Source organism: Nocardia sp. NPDC058633, from assembly GCF_042717045.1.
GTDB lineage: Bacteria > Actinomycetota > Actinomycetes > Mycobacteriales > Mycobacteriaceae > Nocardia.
The window spans coordinates 114052-129279 of the sequence record NZ_JBHXRA010000003.1 but is presented as its reverse complement, the minus strand read 5'-3'; the positions used below and the strand labels follow the sequence as shown (position 1 = coordinate 129279).

At 67.5% G+C, this 15228-nt stretch carries 14 protein-coding genes; 9 read left to right on the top strand and 5 right to left on the bottom strand.

Features of this window, described 5'->3' with window-relative positions; translation table 11 throughout:
- Positions 1 to 6: 6 nt before the first annotated feature.
- Positions 7 to 900 (bottom strand): helix-turn-helix transcriptional regulator, encoded by an 894-nt coding sequence (locus ACFWUR_RS04485; protein ID WP_378901785.1) that lies wholly within the window; start codon positions 898 to 900, stop codon positions 7 to 9.
- 104 nt (positions 901 to 1004) lie between these two features.
- Here ACFWUR_RS04485 and ACFWUR_RS04480 point away from each other — a divergent pair, with 104 nt between their 5' ends.
- The gene (locus ACFWUR_RS04480) at positions 1005 to 2531 is read left to right on the top strand and encodes an MFS transporter (RefSeq protein ID WP_378901782.1); all 1527 of its coding nucleotides are present in this window, start codon (positions 1005 to 1007) and stop codon (positions 2529 to 2531) included.
- A gap of 6 nt (positions 2532 to 2537) precedes the next feature.
- On the opposite strand, the gene ACFWUR_RS04475 is transcribed toward ACFWUR_RS04480, so the two are convergent.
- Complete coding sequence (locus ACFWUR_RS04475; protein ID WP_378901779.1) at positions 2538 to 3155, bottom strand: TetR/AcrR family transcriptional regulator; 618 nt, start codon at positions 3153 to 3155, stop codon at positions 2538 to 2540.
- Positions 3155 to 3511: an SPW repeat protein gene (locus ACFWUR_RS04470; RefSeq protein WP_378901777.1), complete on the bottom strand. Its 357-nt coding sequence runs from the start codon at positions 3509 to 3511 to the stop codon at positions 3155 to 3157. The genes ACFWUR_RS04475 and ACFWUR_RS04470 overlap by 1 nt, the downstream gene beginning before the upstream one ends.
- A 214-nt stretch (positions 3512 to 3725) precedes the next feature.
- On the opposite strand from ACFWUR_RS04470, the gene ACFWUR_RS04465 reads away from it, so the two are divergent.
- The 3 genes from ACFWUR_RS04465 to ACFWUR_RS04455 all read left to right on the top strand — a co-directional run bounded on the left by ACFWUR_RS04465 (position 3726) and on the right by ACFWUR_RS04455 (position 6676).
- Positions 3726 to 4925, top strand: coding sequence for an NAD(P)/FAD-dependent oxidoreductase (locus ACFWUR_RS04465; RefSeq protein ID WP_378901774.1), 1200 nt, complete (start codon positions 3726 to 3728; stop codon positions 4923 to 4925).
- Positions 4926 to 5051: 126 nt separating this feature from the next.
- The gene (locus ACFWUR_RS04460) at positions 5052 to 5816 is read left to right on the top strand and encodes a glutamate racemase (protein ID WP_378901771.1); all 765 of its coding nucleotides are present in this window, start codon (positions 5052 to 5054) and stop codon (positions 5814 to 5816) included.
- A 119-nt stretch (positions 5817 to 5935) separates the two neighbouring features.
- Positions 5936 to 6676, top strand: coding sequence for a DNA alkylation repair protein (locus tag ACFWUR_RS04455; protein WP_378901768.1), 741 nt, complete (start codon positions 5936 to 5938; stop codon positions 6674 to 6676).
- Here the strand turns inward: ACFWUR_RS04455 and ACFWUR_RS04450 are convergent.
- Together ACFWUR_RS04450 and mftR2 are read right to left on the bottom strand one after the other, a co-directional pair.
- Positions 6673 to 7728: a 2Fe-2S iron-sulfur cluster-binding protein gene (locus ACFWUR_RS04450; protein WP_378901765.1), complete on the bottom strand. Its 1056-nt coding sequence runs from the start codon at positions 7726 to 7728 to the stop codon at positions 6673 to 6675. The genes ACFWUR_RS04455 and ACFWUR_RS04450 overlap by 4 nt on opposite strands.
- A gap of 48 nt (positions 7729 to 7776) precedes the next feature.
- Positions 7777 to 8415, bottom strand: a complete 639-nt coding sequence (gene mftR2 / locus ACFWUR_RS04445) for a mycofactocin system transcriptional regulator MftR2 (protein ID WP_378901762.1) — start codon at positions 8413 to 8415, stop codon at positions 7777 to 7779.
- 328 nt (positions 8416 to 8743) lie between these two features.
- Between mftR2 and mftA the strand changes: the two genes are divergently transcribed.
- From mftA to ACFWUR_RS04420, 5 genes are all read left to right on the top strand, one after another.
- Complete coding sequence (gene mftA, locus ACFWUR_RS04440) at positions 8744 to 8848, top strand: mycofactocin precursor MftA (protein WP_101468422.1); 105 nt, start codon at positions 8744 to 8746, stop codon at positions 8846 to 8848.
- Positions 8849 to 8850: 2 nt separating this feature from the next.
- Entirely contained in the window at positions 8851 to 10326 is a 1476-nt protein-coding gene (gene mftC / locus ACFWUR_RS04435; protein WP_378902486.1) for a mycofactocin radical SAM maturase, read from the top strand.
- 140 nt (positions 10327 to 10466) lie between these two features.
- Entirely contained in the window at positions 10467 to 11864 is a 1398-nt protein-coding gene (mftF, locus tag ACFWUR_RS04430) for a mycofactocin biosynthesis glycosyltransferase MftF (protein WP_378901759.1), read from the top strand.
- 10 nt (positions 11865 to 11874) lie between these two features.
- Positions 11875 to 13392, top strand: a complete 1518-nt coding sequence (locus tag ACFWUR_RS04425) for a GMC family oxidoreductase N-terminal domain-containing protein (RefSeq protein WP_378901756.1) — start codon at positions 11875 to 11877, stop codon at positions 13390 to 13392.
- Positions 13393 to 13497: 105 nt separating this feature from the next.
- Entirely contained in the window at positions 13498 to 14862 is a 1365-nt protein-coding gene (locus ACFWUR_RS04420) for a GAF domain-containing protein (protein WP_378901753.1), read from the top strand.
- The last annotated feature ends 366 nt before the right edge of the window (positions 14863 to 15228 follow it).

Below are 15228 nucleotides of genomic sequence, written 5' to 3'. Positions count from 1 at the left end.
GGCGGCCTAGGCGCGGGTTTCCTCCGCCGTGTCGGATTCGACCATCGCCGGCGTGTGTCGAGTCCCGGTGGTCAGCAGCCGCAGCGCATCCGCCGAACTCGCGTCGCGCGCGGTGTAGACCTCGAGCCGGTGATCAGGGCTGTCGGGCTGCAGCCACACCTGATAGTCGATATCGACGCGGCCCACAGTCGGATGCCGCAGATCCATCGGTCCGACAGTGCAGTCGGCGACCTCCGCCGCGGCCCACAACGTGGCGAACGTAGAGCTGCGCATCGCGAGTTCGCCGATCAGTTCGGCCAGACGCGCGTCGGTGGGGTGCCGTCCGGCGGTGAGCCGCAGGTAGCCGACGTGGACGCGGGCGAGTTCGTCCCAGTTCCGGTACAGATCCCTGGCGTGCGGATCGAGGAAGAACAGGCGCGGAATCGACGGGCGCCGCTCGGGGTCGTCGGGCGAGGTGAAGTCGAGGTGCTCGCCGACGAGCGCGTGTCCGGCCCGATTCCAGGCGAGCACATCGCCGCGGCGACCGAGGACCACGGCGGGCATGGTGTCACCGAGTGAGGTGAGCAGCGTGAGGACCCGAGGGTGGGGTTGCTCCGGTTCGTCTCTGACCATGCGGGGAACGGACGGTTGGCCCGCGAGGTTGTGCAGGTGGGTCGTTTCGGCGGGGTCGAGCTGGAGCACCCGGGCGAGAGCGTCGATGACCTGCGCGGAGACGGTTCCCGCCTGGTCCTGTTCGAGGCGCGTGTAATACCCGGCACTCACGCCGGCGAGCTGAGCGAGTTCCTCGCGACGCAGTCCGGGCACGCGCCGGGTGACGCCGAAAGTGCGCAGGCCGATCCGTTCGGGGGTGGTTCGGTCGCGGCGGGACTTGAGGAACGTTCCGAGGCTTTCCAACTCCATCCTTCCGATCGTAGGCACCCGCTCGTGGTCGTGCGTACCCCTGCCGGGTGTACCCACGTCAGAGGTCTGGTTGCCCCCCGCGGGCGGATCGCAAGGTGGGTGGCATGAATCGAATCCACAACACCGAAGTGCGGTCCTGGCTGGGACTGCTGGTGGTGCTCGGCCCCGTGCTGCTCGTCGCGATGGACGGCTCGGTGCTGTTCCTGGCGATGCCCGCCCTCACCGAGGCGCTGTCACCCTCGGCCGACCAATCCCTCTGGATCCTGGACAGCTACGGCTTCGCGGTCGGCTCGCTGCTGATCGCGTTCGGCACCATCGGCGACCGTTACGGCCGCAAGCGCCTGCTGATGATCGGCGCGGCGCTGTTCGGCCTCGGCTCGGTGGGCGCGGCCTTCGCCACGAGCCCCGAACTGCTGATCGCTTTCCGGGTCCTGATGGGTGTGGCCGGTGCGACGCTGTTGCCGTCGGCGCTGGCCGTGCTCGGTACCCTGTTCACCGATCCGCGCCGCCGCGCGCAGGCCATCGGTATCTTCGCCGCCACCTTCGCCGCCGGTTTCGCGATCGGCCCGATCGTCGCCGGTCAGCTGCTGAGCCACTTCTGGTGGGGTTCGGTACTGCTGATCAACGTGCCCGTGGTGCTGGTGTTCCTGATTCTCGCGCCGATTCTGCTCGGTGAGGTGCGCTCCAGCGGGGGCGTCGGTGTCGATATCGCCAGCGTGGTGACCTCGGCATCCGGACTGCTGCTGAGCATGTATGCCGTGAAGCACAGCGCCGCGGACGGTGTTTCGGTCGGATCGTTGGTTGTCGGTTCGGCCGGTGTGGTGGTGCTCGTGGCGTTCGGCCGCAGGCAGCGGCGCATCGACAACCCGCTCGTCGACTTCACCTTGTTCGCCAATCCCGTCTTCACCATCGCGATCATCACCGGATTCCTGCCACTGGCAGCCTGGTCGGCGACGGCATACCTGGCAGCGACCTACCTGCAATCCGTGCTCGGCCTGTCCATCGCCGACGCCGCACTGCTCGCGGTCCCCGGCGCCCTCGTCCTCACCGTCGCCGCCGTCGTCACCCCGGCCGTCGTCACCCGCATCGGCCGCTCGGCGGCCCTGATCACCGCCCACTTCACCATCGCGGCAGGCCTGTTGCTGCTGTTGCCGACCGGTATCGGCGCCGGTATCGGCTGGTACATCGCGGCGACCGCGGTAGCGGGGATCGGCTACGGCATCTCGTTCAGCGTGGTCGCCGACATCGCCGTCGCCGCGGTCCCCGCCGAACGCGCGGGCTCCGCCGCCGCGTTGGCGGAAACCGGCAACGAACTCGGCAACGCACTCGGCATCGCCCTGTTCGGCTCCCTGGCCGCCGCCCTGTTCCGCGTCAACGGCCCCGACCTCGCCCCCACCCTCACCGAAACCCTGCACCTGCCCGGTCTCGCCACCGCCGCGCTCGACGACGCCCGCAGCGCCTTCGTCAGCGGATTGCACGTCGTCGCCGGCACCGCGGCCGCCCTGCACGGCATCCTCGGCGCGGTGGCGATCCGCCTTCTCCGCAGCGGGGCGCCGGCCCCGGGGAAATCGGACTCGACGCCGACCGCAACGCCATCTCGTCGACGGCGCCCGGCGGACATCCGAAGCTGACGGTCCTCAGCCGAGTTGGGTCATCCCCGCCGCGACCACCTGGGCGACGTTCATCAGGTCGTCGGTGGTGGGAACGGGGAGGCCGTCGAGGGCATGCAGACGGTCGGTACTGGCGATGGCGAACATCGCCGACACCCAGGCGGCGGCGCAGGCGTGCAGGGTGCCGGGCCGAACGGGCACCGGCGTGCTGGCCTGCAGGACGCGGGTGGTGACGTCGAGGAGTTGGTCGCGCAGATTGCGGAGCTTGTGGCGGACGTCGGGGTGGGTGTCGGCCTCACGCCACATGATCACCCGCAGCACCGACGAATGGTGGTCGCGCAGGTTGATCGCGGTGTCGAGGTTGACGAGGCTGGCTGCCGGATCGCCCGGAGCGACCACCGCGGCGAGATCGTCGAACGGGTGTTCCGGGACGCGTTCGCGGATGAGCGCGGACAGGATCGCGTTCTTGGTGGGGAAGTAGTAGAAGACCAGTCCTTTCGGCACCCCCGCGGCGGCGGCGAGGGCAGCTGTGGGCGTGGCATCGAATCCCTGCGCGGCGAACAGGTTCTCGGCGGCATCCAGAATGAGTTGCCGGGCGTCGCCATCGCGTTTCGCGTTGCGGCGCCCGACTCGTCGGCCCGGCATCAGTGATGGGGAGCCATGTTGTGCAGGCGCTGGTTCATCGCGGGTAGTGCGGCGACCGCCACCACCGCCGTCACCACTCCGACCACCCATGCGGTCCAGGATGCGCCGCGGTAAGCGGTGAAGTCCATGGCCCACGGCGAGATGAACAGCAGCACGCCGAACACGCCCATCGCGTAGTCCGCGACGGCCAGATCGTGCCTGGCCATCTGGATCAGACCGGTCGCGGCGATGAGCACACCGAGCACGATGAGAGTCCAGCGGGCGTTGTCGTTGGTGGCGAGCCACAGGGGCGACAGTGCGGTGAACGCGCCGAGCACGACAGCCAGGAAATCTTGTGCGCGACTGTTGGTGAACATGGAAAGCCTCCTCGTTGAGACGAAAATACCTCTGACCTCGGTCTACTCCTGATTGACCGCCCGGTCGACATCGAAATCGGCACGGTTGGGTTGCGACGTGGGTATCACAGGCGCTCGGCGCACTGGTACAAACATCGGGGGGCCGTAGTGGTCCGCGACACAGCAGAACATGGCGGGGTGCGGTCGGTGACCGCGCAGGCCGAGAGGACACAACATGAGCGCGCCCATCGTGATCGTCGGAGCGGGTCTGGCAGGACTGCGCACGGCCGAGGAACTGCGTCGGGCCGGGTACGAGGGCGGTGTACTGCTGCTCGGTGACGAGACGCGCCCGCCCTACGATCGACCGCCGCTGTCGAAGCAGTTCGTGCGCGGCGAGACCGACGACACCACTCTCCGCCCGCCGGAGTTCTTCGCGGACAAGAACATCGAACTGCGCCTCGGTACCGCGGTCACCGGCGTCGACACCGCCGCCCGCACGATCACCCTGGCCGACGGCAGCACCCTCGCTTACGACCAGCTCGTCATCGCGACCGGTCTGCGCCCCCGCCGCCTTCCCGGCCTGCCCGCGGTCGAGGGTGTACACGTGCTGCGCGCGCACGAGGACGCCCAGACCCTGCGCAGCGAACTCGACGGCGCGAACCGCGCCCTGATCATCGGCGCCGGCTTCATCGGCTGCGAACTCGCCGCCAGCTTCCGCGCCGCCGGAGTCGAGGTGACCCTCGTCGAACCGCAGCCGACCCCGCTGGCCTCGGTTCTCGGCGAGCAGATCGGGGGCATGGTGGCGCGGATGCACCGCGACGAAGGCGTCGACCTGCGCTGCGGCGTCGGCGTCGACACCTTGCGTGCCGACGACTCCGGCCGGGTGCGTGGCGCGGTCTTCACCGACGGCACCGAAATCGACGCCGACCTGGTCGTGGTCGGCGTCGGCTCGGTTCCGGTCACCGATTGGCTGGCGGAGTCCGGCATCGAACTGGCCGACCGGACCGCGGGCGGTGGCGTCCTCGCCGACGAAGTCGGCCGCACCTCCGCCGACGCTGTCTGGGCCGTCGGCGACGTCGCCGCCTGGCAGCACGACACCGGCGTCCGCAAGCGGGTAGAACACTGGACCAGTGCGGGTGAACAGGCCAAACTCCTGGTCACCGCCCTGCTCGGCGGCGCACCTCCCACGATGGCCCGCGTCCCGTACTTCTGGAGCGACCAGTACGACGTCAAGATCCAGGCCCTCGGCACCCCGTCACCCGACGACGACGTCACCATCGTCACCGACGACGGCCGCAAGTTCCTCGCCTACTACTCCCGCGACGGCATCCTCACCGCCGTCCTCGGCGCGGGCATGACCGCCCAGGTGATGAAACTGCGCGCGAAGCTGGCCACTCCCACCCCCGTAGCCGACCTCCTCACTGTCACCGGTTGATGGTCAATTGATCACCAGGCCCACAGGGAGGCATCGCCCGAGAGCGAAAATCCCTCATGGCCTGGTGATCGTCTGACCGAGTGCGCTAATGGTGGTCGCTGTGCGGCGTTGTAATACGGTGGGCTTGTGATCGTCGCGCTCATCGATTCCGGCCTCGGCCTCCTGCCGACGGCTTCGTGGTTGCGCAAACTGCGGCCCGATGTCGACCTGCTGCTGCTGCTCGACCCCGATGGCGCGCCGTGGGGACCCAAGCCCGAGCCGTGGGTGATCGAGCGAGTCGTCGGGGCGGCGCGGCAGGCGGTCGAGGCGGGGGCCGAGGTGATCGTGCTGCCGTGCAATACCGCCAGTGTCACCGCGTTGGATCACGTGCGTGCGCAGGTGGGGCCGTCGGTGCCGGTGATCGGGACGGTTCCCGCCATCAAACCTGCTGCCGCGCAATGCAATTCGGTGGCCGTCTGGGCGACGGCGGCGACCACCGCGAGTCGCTACCAAGCCGACCTGATCGCCCGCTTCGGCGGTGACGCGAAAGTCGTGGGGGTCGCCTGCCACGGGCTGGCCGATGCGATCGACCGCGGTGACATCCCGGCGATCCGCGCGTCGATCGCCGACTCGGCGGCCCGCACCCCGGCCGATGTCGAGGGTGTGGTCCTCGGCTGCACCCACTACCCGCTGGTGGTCGACGCGATCGTCGCGGCCCTGCCCGACGGCGTTCGCCTGTTCGACAGCGCCCAGGCCGTCGCCGCGCAAACCGTGCGCAAGATGGACGAACTGGGTCGACCCACCACCGGCACCGGCACCGTCACCGTGCGCACCAGCGGAAGGCCCGGCGAATTGCCCTCCGGTGCCGCCGCCTTCGAGTCGGGCCGCCTGCTCGGCGCGCTTCCTGCCTGATCGGCGGGCAGCCCGGCGATCGAGCAGTGCATCGGCGGCCGCGCCGCGGCGAAAGCCTGCGTGAACATGTCACCGCACCCGTGTTGAATGCGGGGGAATCCGTCGATCCGGAGGTGCGTGTGTCCGAACTCCCTACCGCTGCGCAAGTACGCAAGGTCCTCGCCGACCTGGCGAACCCCACTGATGCCCATCATCTCCAGCGCTTCTTCAAATCCGGCCCCGGCGAATACGGCGAGGGCGACATCTTTCTCGGCATCCGAGTGCCCGTCACCAGGAAAGTGGCGAAACAGTTCGCCACGCTCGCGCTGTCGCAGATCGACGAACTCCTCGACAGCCCCCTGCACGAGGAGCGCCTGGCCGCCCTGTTCATCCTCAACGCCCGCTTCGCCGACGCGTCGAAACCACGCACCCGCGACGACAAGGCCCGCGCGGACATGGTCGACCTCTATCTCGCCGCGGTCAGGCGAGGCCGGGTCAACAACTGGGATCTGGTCGACGCCTCCGCCGAGAACATCATCGGTCCCTGGCTGCTCGACAGGGATCGCACCCTGCTTTTCGAGCTGGCCCAACAGGATTCACTGTGGGAGCGAAGAGTGGCCCTGCTGTCCACCTTCGCTTTCATCAAGGCAGGCGACCCGAGCACCACTCTCGAACTCGCCGACATCCTCAAAGAAGACCGCCGAGATCTCATCCAAAAGGCTCTCGGCTGGATGCTGCGTGAGATCGGCAAACGCGTCGACCCGACCGCGCTCACCGACTACCTCAACGTCAACGCCCCCGAATTGGGCCGTACCGCGCTGAGCTACGCGACCGAACATCTCGATCCGGAGCAACGCGCCGCCTACCGGGCGATGCGCTAGAACTGGATCCGCAACCGATCGGTCACCGGCCGCGCCTGGCAGCCGAGGATGTAGCCGTTCTCGATGTCCTCGGGATCCAGGATCTCCGAATTGGCCATCTCCACTTTGCCTTCCAGCACCGTGCAGGCACACGACCCGCACTCGCCCTCCTGGCAGGAATACGGCACGTCGAGACCCTTGTCGAGCATGATGTCGACCAGCGTCTGCTTGCGCGGCCACGACATTTCGTGCACCTGCCCGTCGAGTTCCACCTCGACCGTAGCCGCGTCGGCGGCCTCGGCTTCGGACACCGCGACCGGTGCGTGGTCGGCGAACGGGTCGCCCGCGAGGGAGTTGAACACCTCGGCATGGGTCCGGTTGCGTGGCACCTCGAGCGAGGCCAATGCGTCGTGCACCAGATCCATGAACGGCTTCGGCCCACACATGAACGCTTCGTAGCTGGTGTAGGGCGCGACCAGAGTGGCCAGCATGTCCGCGGTCGGCAGGCCGAGCAGCGGTTCGAGCCAGTGGATGACGGTGAGGCGCTGGGGATGCTTGCCCACGAGATCGCGGAGTTCGTCGGCGAAGATCACCGAGTTCGCGTCGCGGTTGGCGTAGACCAACACGACCTTGCCCGACCCCTGCGACAGCGCCGATTTCAGAATCGACATCACCGGCGTGATCCCGCTGCCCGCCCCGAACAGCATCATGTTCTCGTCGAGGCTCTTGGGGGTGAACACCCCCGACGGCGGCAGCACCTCGAGCTGGTCGCCTGCGGCGATGTTGTCGCACAGCCAGTTCGAGCCGTACCCACCCTCGGTGCGCTTGACGGTCACCTTCGGCAGATCGTCGGTGAACGGCGAGCTGGCCAGCGAATAGCAGCGCGCGACCGATCCGGTCTGTTCACTCGGGATGCGCAGCGTGAGGAACTGGCCGGGGGAGTAGCTGAAGCGCTCGCGCAGTTCGGCGGGCACCTCGAAGACCACGGAGTGGGTGTCGGCCGTTTCGGCGATCACCGCGGCGACGCGCAGCACTACCGATCGCGAGCCGTGCGGAACCTCGACTGTGGTCATGTCGTCCTCTCGAGCAGAACCAGCCAAAAACTAGAACGTGTTTCAGTTTCATGCTAGGCCGGGACGCGCCTGCAAGGCAAGCTGCGCCTCGAGTCCGGCGACCAGCACCTCCATCCCGAAGTCGTAGGAGTACTTGCCGCGCAGGTCGGACATGTACTTCGTGGCTCGGGCCACCGCCTCGGGCAGCAGCACGTCCGCCGGCGCGGAACGGTCGCGCGGGTTCACTCTGCTGCGGCCGAACAGGTAGGTGTGGATGGTCGCGTAGGCGGCCAGTACGTTGCGGTCGTTGAAGCCCGCGTCGAACAAGATCTCCATCACGGCGTCGATCAGGTCGAGTTGCTTGCCGAGCATCTGCTCGAGCAGGATGTCGCCCAGGCCGGGATGCGTGCGGAGTTTATCGTCTATCTGGTCGATCAGATCGCGCAGGCGCTGCTGCCACGGACCGGACTCGCGCGGCGGCTTGCGCACCCCGGCCAGTGCGGCACTGGCGACGAGGTCGAGCAGCTCGCGCTTGTCGGCCACGTAGTAGTACGGGGCCATCGGCGACACCCCGAGCTCGCGCGAGAGTCGCCGCATCGATAGCTTCTCGACCCCGTCCTCGCGTACTACCTTCAGCGCCGCGTCGACGATCTCGGCCTCGGACAGTGTTGAACTCGCGCCGCTCCCCGCCCCTCCGTGGTTACGCAAGCTTCCTCCTCCGGGGCTGAAGCTCGCGGCGCCCTGTCGAACTCGCGCCGCTCCCCGCCCCTCCGTGGTTACGCAAGCTTCCTCCTCTGGGGCCCGGACTCGCGGCGCACCGTCGAACCAACGCCCGCCCCACCATGGTTACGCACGCCTCTGCCTCACCTGTAGCTGCTACGGGCCATCAGCCCTTTCCCGTTCTGCCCCCGGAAGTCTAGAGGGGTTCGCACCCGAGGGGGCGGGGTGTGCTCAGAGAAAGATTTTCCGATTCCGTCCTTTATGGCAGTCACTGACGTTAAGGTTGGCGGTGACCGGAAACACAATGGAGGTAGTCATGCCTGAAAACACCACGCCCGCGACCGTCGAATCCGACGAGGACCTGGTCACCGAGACGCTGATCGAAGAGGTCAGCATCGACGGCATGTGCGGCGTGTACTGACCATGCTCGATCTCGACACCCGTTGGACGCTGCACCCTCGGGTCTCGTTGCGCCCGGAATCCTTCGGCGCGCTGCTGTACCACTTCGGGACCCGCAAGCTCTCGTTCCTCAAGAGCCGCGATCTCGTCGACGTGGTCCGGTCGCTGCCCGCGCACCCCTCGGTGCGCGACGCGCTGCGTGCCAACGGCATCGACGCCTCCGACGCGCACGTCAAAGCCCTCGCGCAGCTGGCCGACACCGACATGATCGTGGCGACGCCCGGCCCGGTCACCGCCGCACCGCAAGCCTTGGCCGCGGGTGACGCGACCCAGGGCGGCAGGCTGATCGACCGTTTCGAGTCGGGTCTGGCCGCACCGATCTGCCTCACCTGGGAACTCACCTACGCCTGCAATCTGTCGTGCGTGCACTGCCTGTCGTCCTCGGGCCGCCGCGACCCGAACGAACTGAGCACCGAACAGTGCAAGGCGCTGATCGACGAGTTCGAGCGCATGCAGATCTTCTACGTCAACATCGGCGGCGGTGAACCGACCGTGCGCCCGGACTTCTGGGAACTCGTCGACTACGCCACCGCGCACAATGTGGGGGTCAAGTTCTCCACCAACGGCGTTCGCATCAACGAAGAGGTCGCCGCGCGCCTGGCCGCCAGCGATTACGTCGATGTGCAGATCTCCCTCGACGGCGCCGACGCCGCGGTCAACGATGCCGTGCGCGGACCCGGCTCCTACGACACCGCGATCAAGGCACTGTCGAACCTGTCGGCGGCGGGTTTCAAGGACGCGAAGCTCTCCGTGGTCGCCACCCGCCACAACATCTCCCAGCTCGACGAGTTCAAGGCCATCGCCGACAAGTACGGCGCCACCTTGCGACTGACCCGCCTTCGGCCCTCGGGCCGTGGCGCGGACGTGTGGGACGAACTGCACCCACTGCCCGAACAGCAACGCGAGCTCTACGACTGGCTCGTCCGCAACGGAGAGGGCGTGCTCACCGGCGATTCGTTCTTCCACCTGTCCGCATTCGGCTCGGCGCTACCGGGTTTGAACATGTGTGGCGCGGGCCGGGTGGTCTGCCTGGTCGACCCGGTCGGCGACGTCTATGCCTGCCCCTTCGCCATCCACGACCGCTTCAAGGCCGGAAACATCGTCGCCGACGGTGGTTTCGACGCGGTCTGGACCGACTCGGAGCTCTTCGCCGAGCTGCGCGAACCGGTCGACGGCGGCGCGTGCACGAAGTGCTCGCACTACGACTCCTGCCGCGGCGGCTGCATGGCGGCGAAGTTCTTCACCGGTCTGCCCGCCAACGGACCCGATCCGGAATGCGTGCAGGGCTACGGTGAAGCGGCATTGACAGCGCCGGGTCGCACCATTCCGCGCCCTGCCGTGGACCACTCACGCCCGGTTCGCAGCCGTGCCAGAGTGTCGCTGCCGCTGACCGTGAAGCGTCCACCTGCCAAGGCGTGCAACGAGAGTCCGCTCGGCTGAACGAGGCCGGTTGCCGAAAATGCGCTGCCGATCTTGTTGACACGTCCGGCAACCGGTCAGGGCCGCATTTCAGGCAGACTTTCCTCCTTTTTTGTGGGGTGATGATGTCTGAGAGCCCAACTGCGCATAGCATGCGAGGAATGCGCCATGATCGTCTGCCCGACGGCTTCGGGGTACGGATCGATCCACGGGTACGCGCATTTTCCGGGGGTCGGATCCTGATCGGAGGATCGCCCGCACGGATGCTGCGCTTGGCCCCGGAGGCCGCCGAGTTGATCGGCGACGGATACCTGGAGGTGACCGACACCAAGTCCGCGATCGTCGCCCGCCGGCTGCTCGATTCCGGCGTGGCCAACCCGCGACCGCGGCTCGAACCGTCCCTCGACGACGTCACCGTCGTCATCCCGCTCTACAACAACGCCGACGGGCTGTTACGTCTGTTGGCGGTGCTGCGCGGGCACAATGTGATCGTCGTCGACGACGGTTCCGACGAGCCGGTCCGTATCCCGCCGCGATCGGGTCGCGGCCAGGTGACGGTGCTGCGGCACGAAAGCCCGCTCGGCCCCGCGGCCGCCCGTAATGCCGGATTACAGGCCGCGACAACGGGCTTCGTGGCGTTCCTCGACTCCGATGTGGTGCCGCGCAGCGGGTGGCTCGAAGTGATGCTGGGCCATTTCAGCGATCCGCAGGTGGCGTTGGTCGCGCCGCGCATCGTCGCACTCGACACCGAATCCAACGCACTCGCCCGCTACGAACACACCCGCTCCTCGCTCGACCTGGGCCGTCGCGAGTCGGCGGTGCACGCGCGCGGCATCGTGTCCTATGTCCCGAGCGCCGCGCTGCTGGCCAGGCGCGCCGCACTGCTCGGCGAAGGCGGATTCGACGAATCGATGCAGGTGGCCGAGGATGTCGACCTGTGCTGGCGGCTCGAACGCGCGGGCTGGCGGTTGCGCTACGAGCCCGCCGCCCACGTCGCCCACGATCACCGAGTCGCCTTCCGGGCCTGGTTCGGGCGAAAGCTGTTCTACGGCACCGGCGCCGCACCGCTCGGGAAACGGCACTCGGGCCTGGTCTCGCCGCTGTCGGTACCGACCTGGACCGTGCTGGCCAGTCTGCTGTTCGCGACCCTGTCGAAGTGGGGTCTGCTCGGCGGACTCGTCACCCTGGCCATGGCGCTGGTTCGCTTGCGCCGGGTCTTCACCGAACTCGACAACCCGACGCGGATCGCCGCGGTCTATCTCGCGCGCGGTTACTTCGCCGGGATGTGGCGGCTGGCCTCGGCGATGTGCCGCGACTACTGGCCGGTGACGTTACTGGCGGTCATCGCGTCGAGCCGGATCCGCAAGATCGCCATCACCATGGCACTCGCCGACGGGCTGGCCGACTGGTTCACCCATCGCGACTCCGGCGGCCTCGACCCGCTGCGCTACGTGGCCTACAAACGTCTCGACGACGTGGCCTACGGCACGGGCCTGTGGCTCGGCGTCATCCGCGCACGCAGCTTCGAAGCGCTCAAGCCGAGCGTGCCACCCCGCTGAAAACGGTCACGTGACGAGCACTCTCATCGTCGGGGCAGGGTCGGCGGGGTGTGTGCTCGCCGCCCGGCTCAGCGCGGATCCGGCGCGTTCGGTGCGTGTGTTCGAAGCCGGACCAGTTGTCCGGACAGTAGGGGAGATGACCGACCCGAGTCACCTCCCGGTCGGCCCAGCGTCGCGAGTCGTGTGGCGTTATCCGGGAAACCTGTTGCGCGGCAAGCTGGTCGGCGGCTCCGGTGCGATCAACGGCAGCTACTTCATCCGCCCACCGGCCACCGACTTCGCGGCATGGAGTGCGGTGGCAGGCCCACAGTGGTCCTTCGAATCGGTCCTGCCCATTTTCTGCGCCCTGGAAGATGACAGGGATTTCGGCACGGCACCCGGCCACGGCGTCGGCGGCCCGATCCCGATCGAGCGAACCAACCACTGCACCGAGTTCAGCGTCGAATTCGCGCAACGCTGCGCGGCAGCGGGATTCACCGAGATCTCCGACCTCAACGCACCGGCCGGGTCGCAACAGCCACGATCCACGTCGGCCGAGGGCCGCGGCGCCCTACGGAGCCAACGCCCGCCGATCCTCGAATTCCCCGGAGTGCCCGACGTCGACCCGGCGAGATTCGTCGACATCCGCTCGCGGTCGGGAGCCGACCACACGGACGGTTACGGCCGAGTGCCGTTGACCGTGTCGCACGGGTTCAGATCGGGGCCGGCTCTCACTCATCTCTATCCAGCGATGGAGCGACCCAACCTCTGTGTCACCAGCGACACCATGGTGACCCGGTTACTGCTGCGCGGGACCCGGGTGATCGGAGTGGAGTGGTCGCGGGGTCGTGAGCGCGGACGTACCTATGCCGATCAGACGGTGTTGTGCGCGGGTGCGGTGGAGTCGGCCGCACTGCTGATCCGCTCCGGGATCGGCCCCGAGCCGCTGCTGCGCTCACTCGGTGTACCGATCGTGCGGCCTTCTCCGGTCGGTGCGTGGTGCACCGATCACCCGGAGGTCGGCGTCGAATTCGCCGACGACGGGCCCGAGGAACCCGCCGCCCCGCTCGAGTACGTCCTCGAGATCGACGACCTCGAACTCCGCCCGTACACCCAGATGTTCACACCGGGTCGTCGTCGAATCGGGGTCGCCCTGATGCATCCCGAGTCGACCGGTGAGCTGACACTGGTCTCGACAGATCCGACCGTCCCCGCTCGGGTCGACCAGCGCTACCTGCGCAGTGCGCGAGACAGGGCACGTTCGCGGGCCGGAGTGGAGGTCGCAGCGGACCTGTTCGGTCGACGAATCGGCCCCGTGGACGACGCCTGGCTGCACGCCAACCTCGCCACCTCCCAGCATCTTTGTGGTACCTGCCGCATGGGCCCCGAGCGCGACGAGCGAGCGGTGGTCGACGCGCGGGGCCGTGTCCACGGCATCGAAGCGCTGATGGTCGCCGATCTGTCGACAGTGCCGGTCTCGCTGCGCCGCGGTCCGCAAGCCACCACGGTGATGCTCGCCGCAGCCATAGCGGACCTAATGGTCGTGTGACGAAGTGACGTCCGATACCACGATGTGACCTGCGGGACAAACCCTGACTTATGGCGTTTTGCCCGATATCTGCCCGGTACAGTTTGTAGCGGGAAAGAAAGGCAAATGGTCAGCAATCTTGCAGGTGGGAGGCCCCCACGGCAGGCATCGGAGTCGGGCGCACAGCTCGGAGCTCTGGAAGCCTATGCCGCACAGGCCCATGGATATCTCAGTGCCGGTGGTGAACAGCTGACTCAGCTGGCCGGCCTCTTACGTCCGCTCGTGCTCGAATCATGGCTGCGCAGTGTGCGCGGCGGTGTCGATCCGACCGACGTCATCGACGGCCGCGGGCTGCGTGGTGCCGATTTGGCGCGGTATCGCGATGCCCATCCCATCGCCGCGCTCATGCCGTTGATCGACAAACTGCTGGTCCAGGACGCATCGCAGGCTGGATTGATCGTGACCGTGGCCGACCAGTTCGGTCGCGTGCTGTCGGTACACGGTCATCCCGAGCAGGTTGCCGCCGCCGCCGAGATCGGCGTGCGCGAGGGCGACGATCTCAGCGAACGGCGCATCGGCACCAATGCTGTGGGCCTCGTCGTGCGCACCGGCCGCGCCACCTGGATCCACGGACCCGAACATTTTCTGCATCGCATGCACCAGATCACCGGCGCCGCTGCCCCTGTTCACGAGCCCGACGGCCGCCTGATCGGCGTGCTGATGATTGCTGGCGGGATGCGGGTGGCCAAGCCGGAAATCCTCGCTTTGGTCAAAGCCGCCGCGACCGCCGCCGAGATGGACCTGGTGCTGCGGGCGATGCGCGCCAGTCACGGCATCGCGGCACCGGTGCAGGCCGACCGCGACGACACCGAACAGGCCAAGCTCGGTCTCGATGTCCTGGGTCTCGGTCAACCGCAGTTGAGTGTCGCGGGGGAGCGGGTGCCGCTTTCGCAACGTCATGCCGAGATCCTGCTCTTACTCACCGAACATCCCGAAGGCCTCGGCGCCGACCATTTGGCGCTGCTGCTCGACGACACCGATCTGGACAACGGCACCATCCGCGCGGCGATGTCGCGGCTGCGGTCTGTGATCGGCGCCTCGGTCGTCGGTTCGCGCCCTTACCGTCTGCGCGTGCATGTCGCAACCGATGTGGAGGCCCTGCGGGCCGCACTCGACTCCGGTGATATCGAAACCGCATTGCGCTTGTACGCGGGTCCGGTGCTGCCACGCTCCTCGGCTCCCGGCATCTGCGATATCCGCGACGAGCTCCGGGTCCGATTGCGTACCGCCGTGCTCGCCGCCCCGGACGCCACCGTGCTGCGCCGCTGGACGTCTTGTCCGGAGGGCCGTGACGACGCTGCGGCGTGGGCCGCGTACCGGTCGACCGTCGATCGTGATTCGCCGCTGTATGCGCAGATAGAAGCCAAGATCCGGGTACTCGACCGGCGTATCGGCGCCGATGCAACGCAGATGCAACGTTTCGGCTCCTAGTGTCCCGGTCTGAAGGTGTGGTGGCTCACATCTGGATGACCGATGTATCAGAGCCCGCACTCATGCCCAGGTCGTGGCTACCCTCCGGTACAGACTGGACGATTGACCCATTTTTTTAGCGGAAAAAGTTTCTTTTTATTAACTGAGCGCCTACTGTCGGCACTGCATGGACAGGCAGCCATGTGATGTAAACGACACAGCCGTTGGAGGAATGATCACTAGCTAGGCACCCGCGACGGACGCATCGTCCGTCGCTTCGGCGACCGTCGTCGTCGATCTCGTCCACATGATCTGTCGGGGATCTTGCGCGAGTGTGGCGTTACGCCCACCGCGTTCACATCGAATCTTCCGGTTCACGAGGTGTAT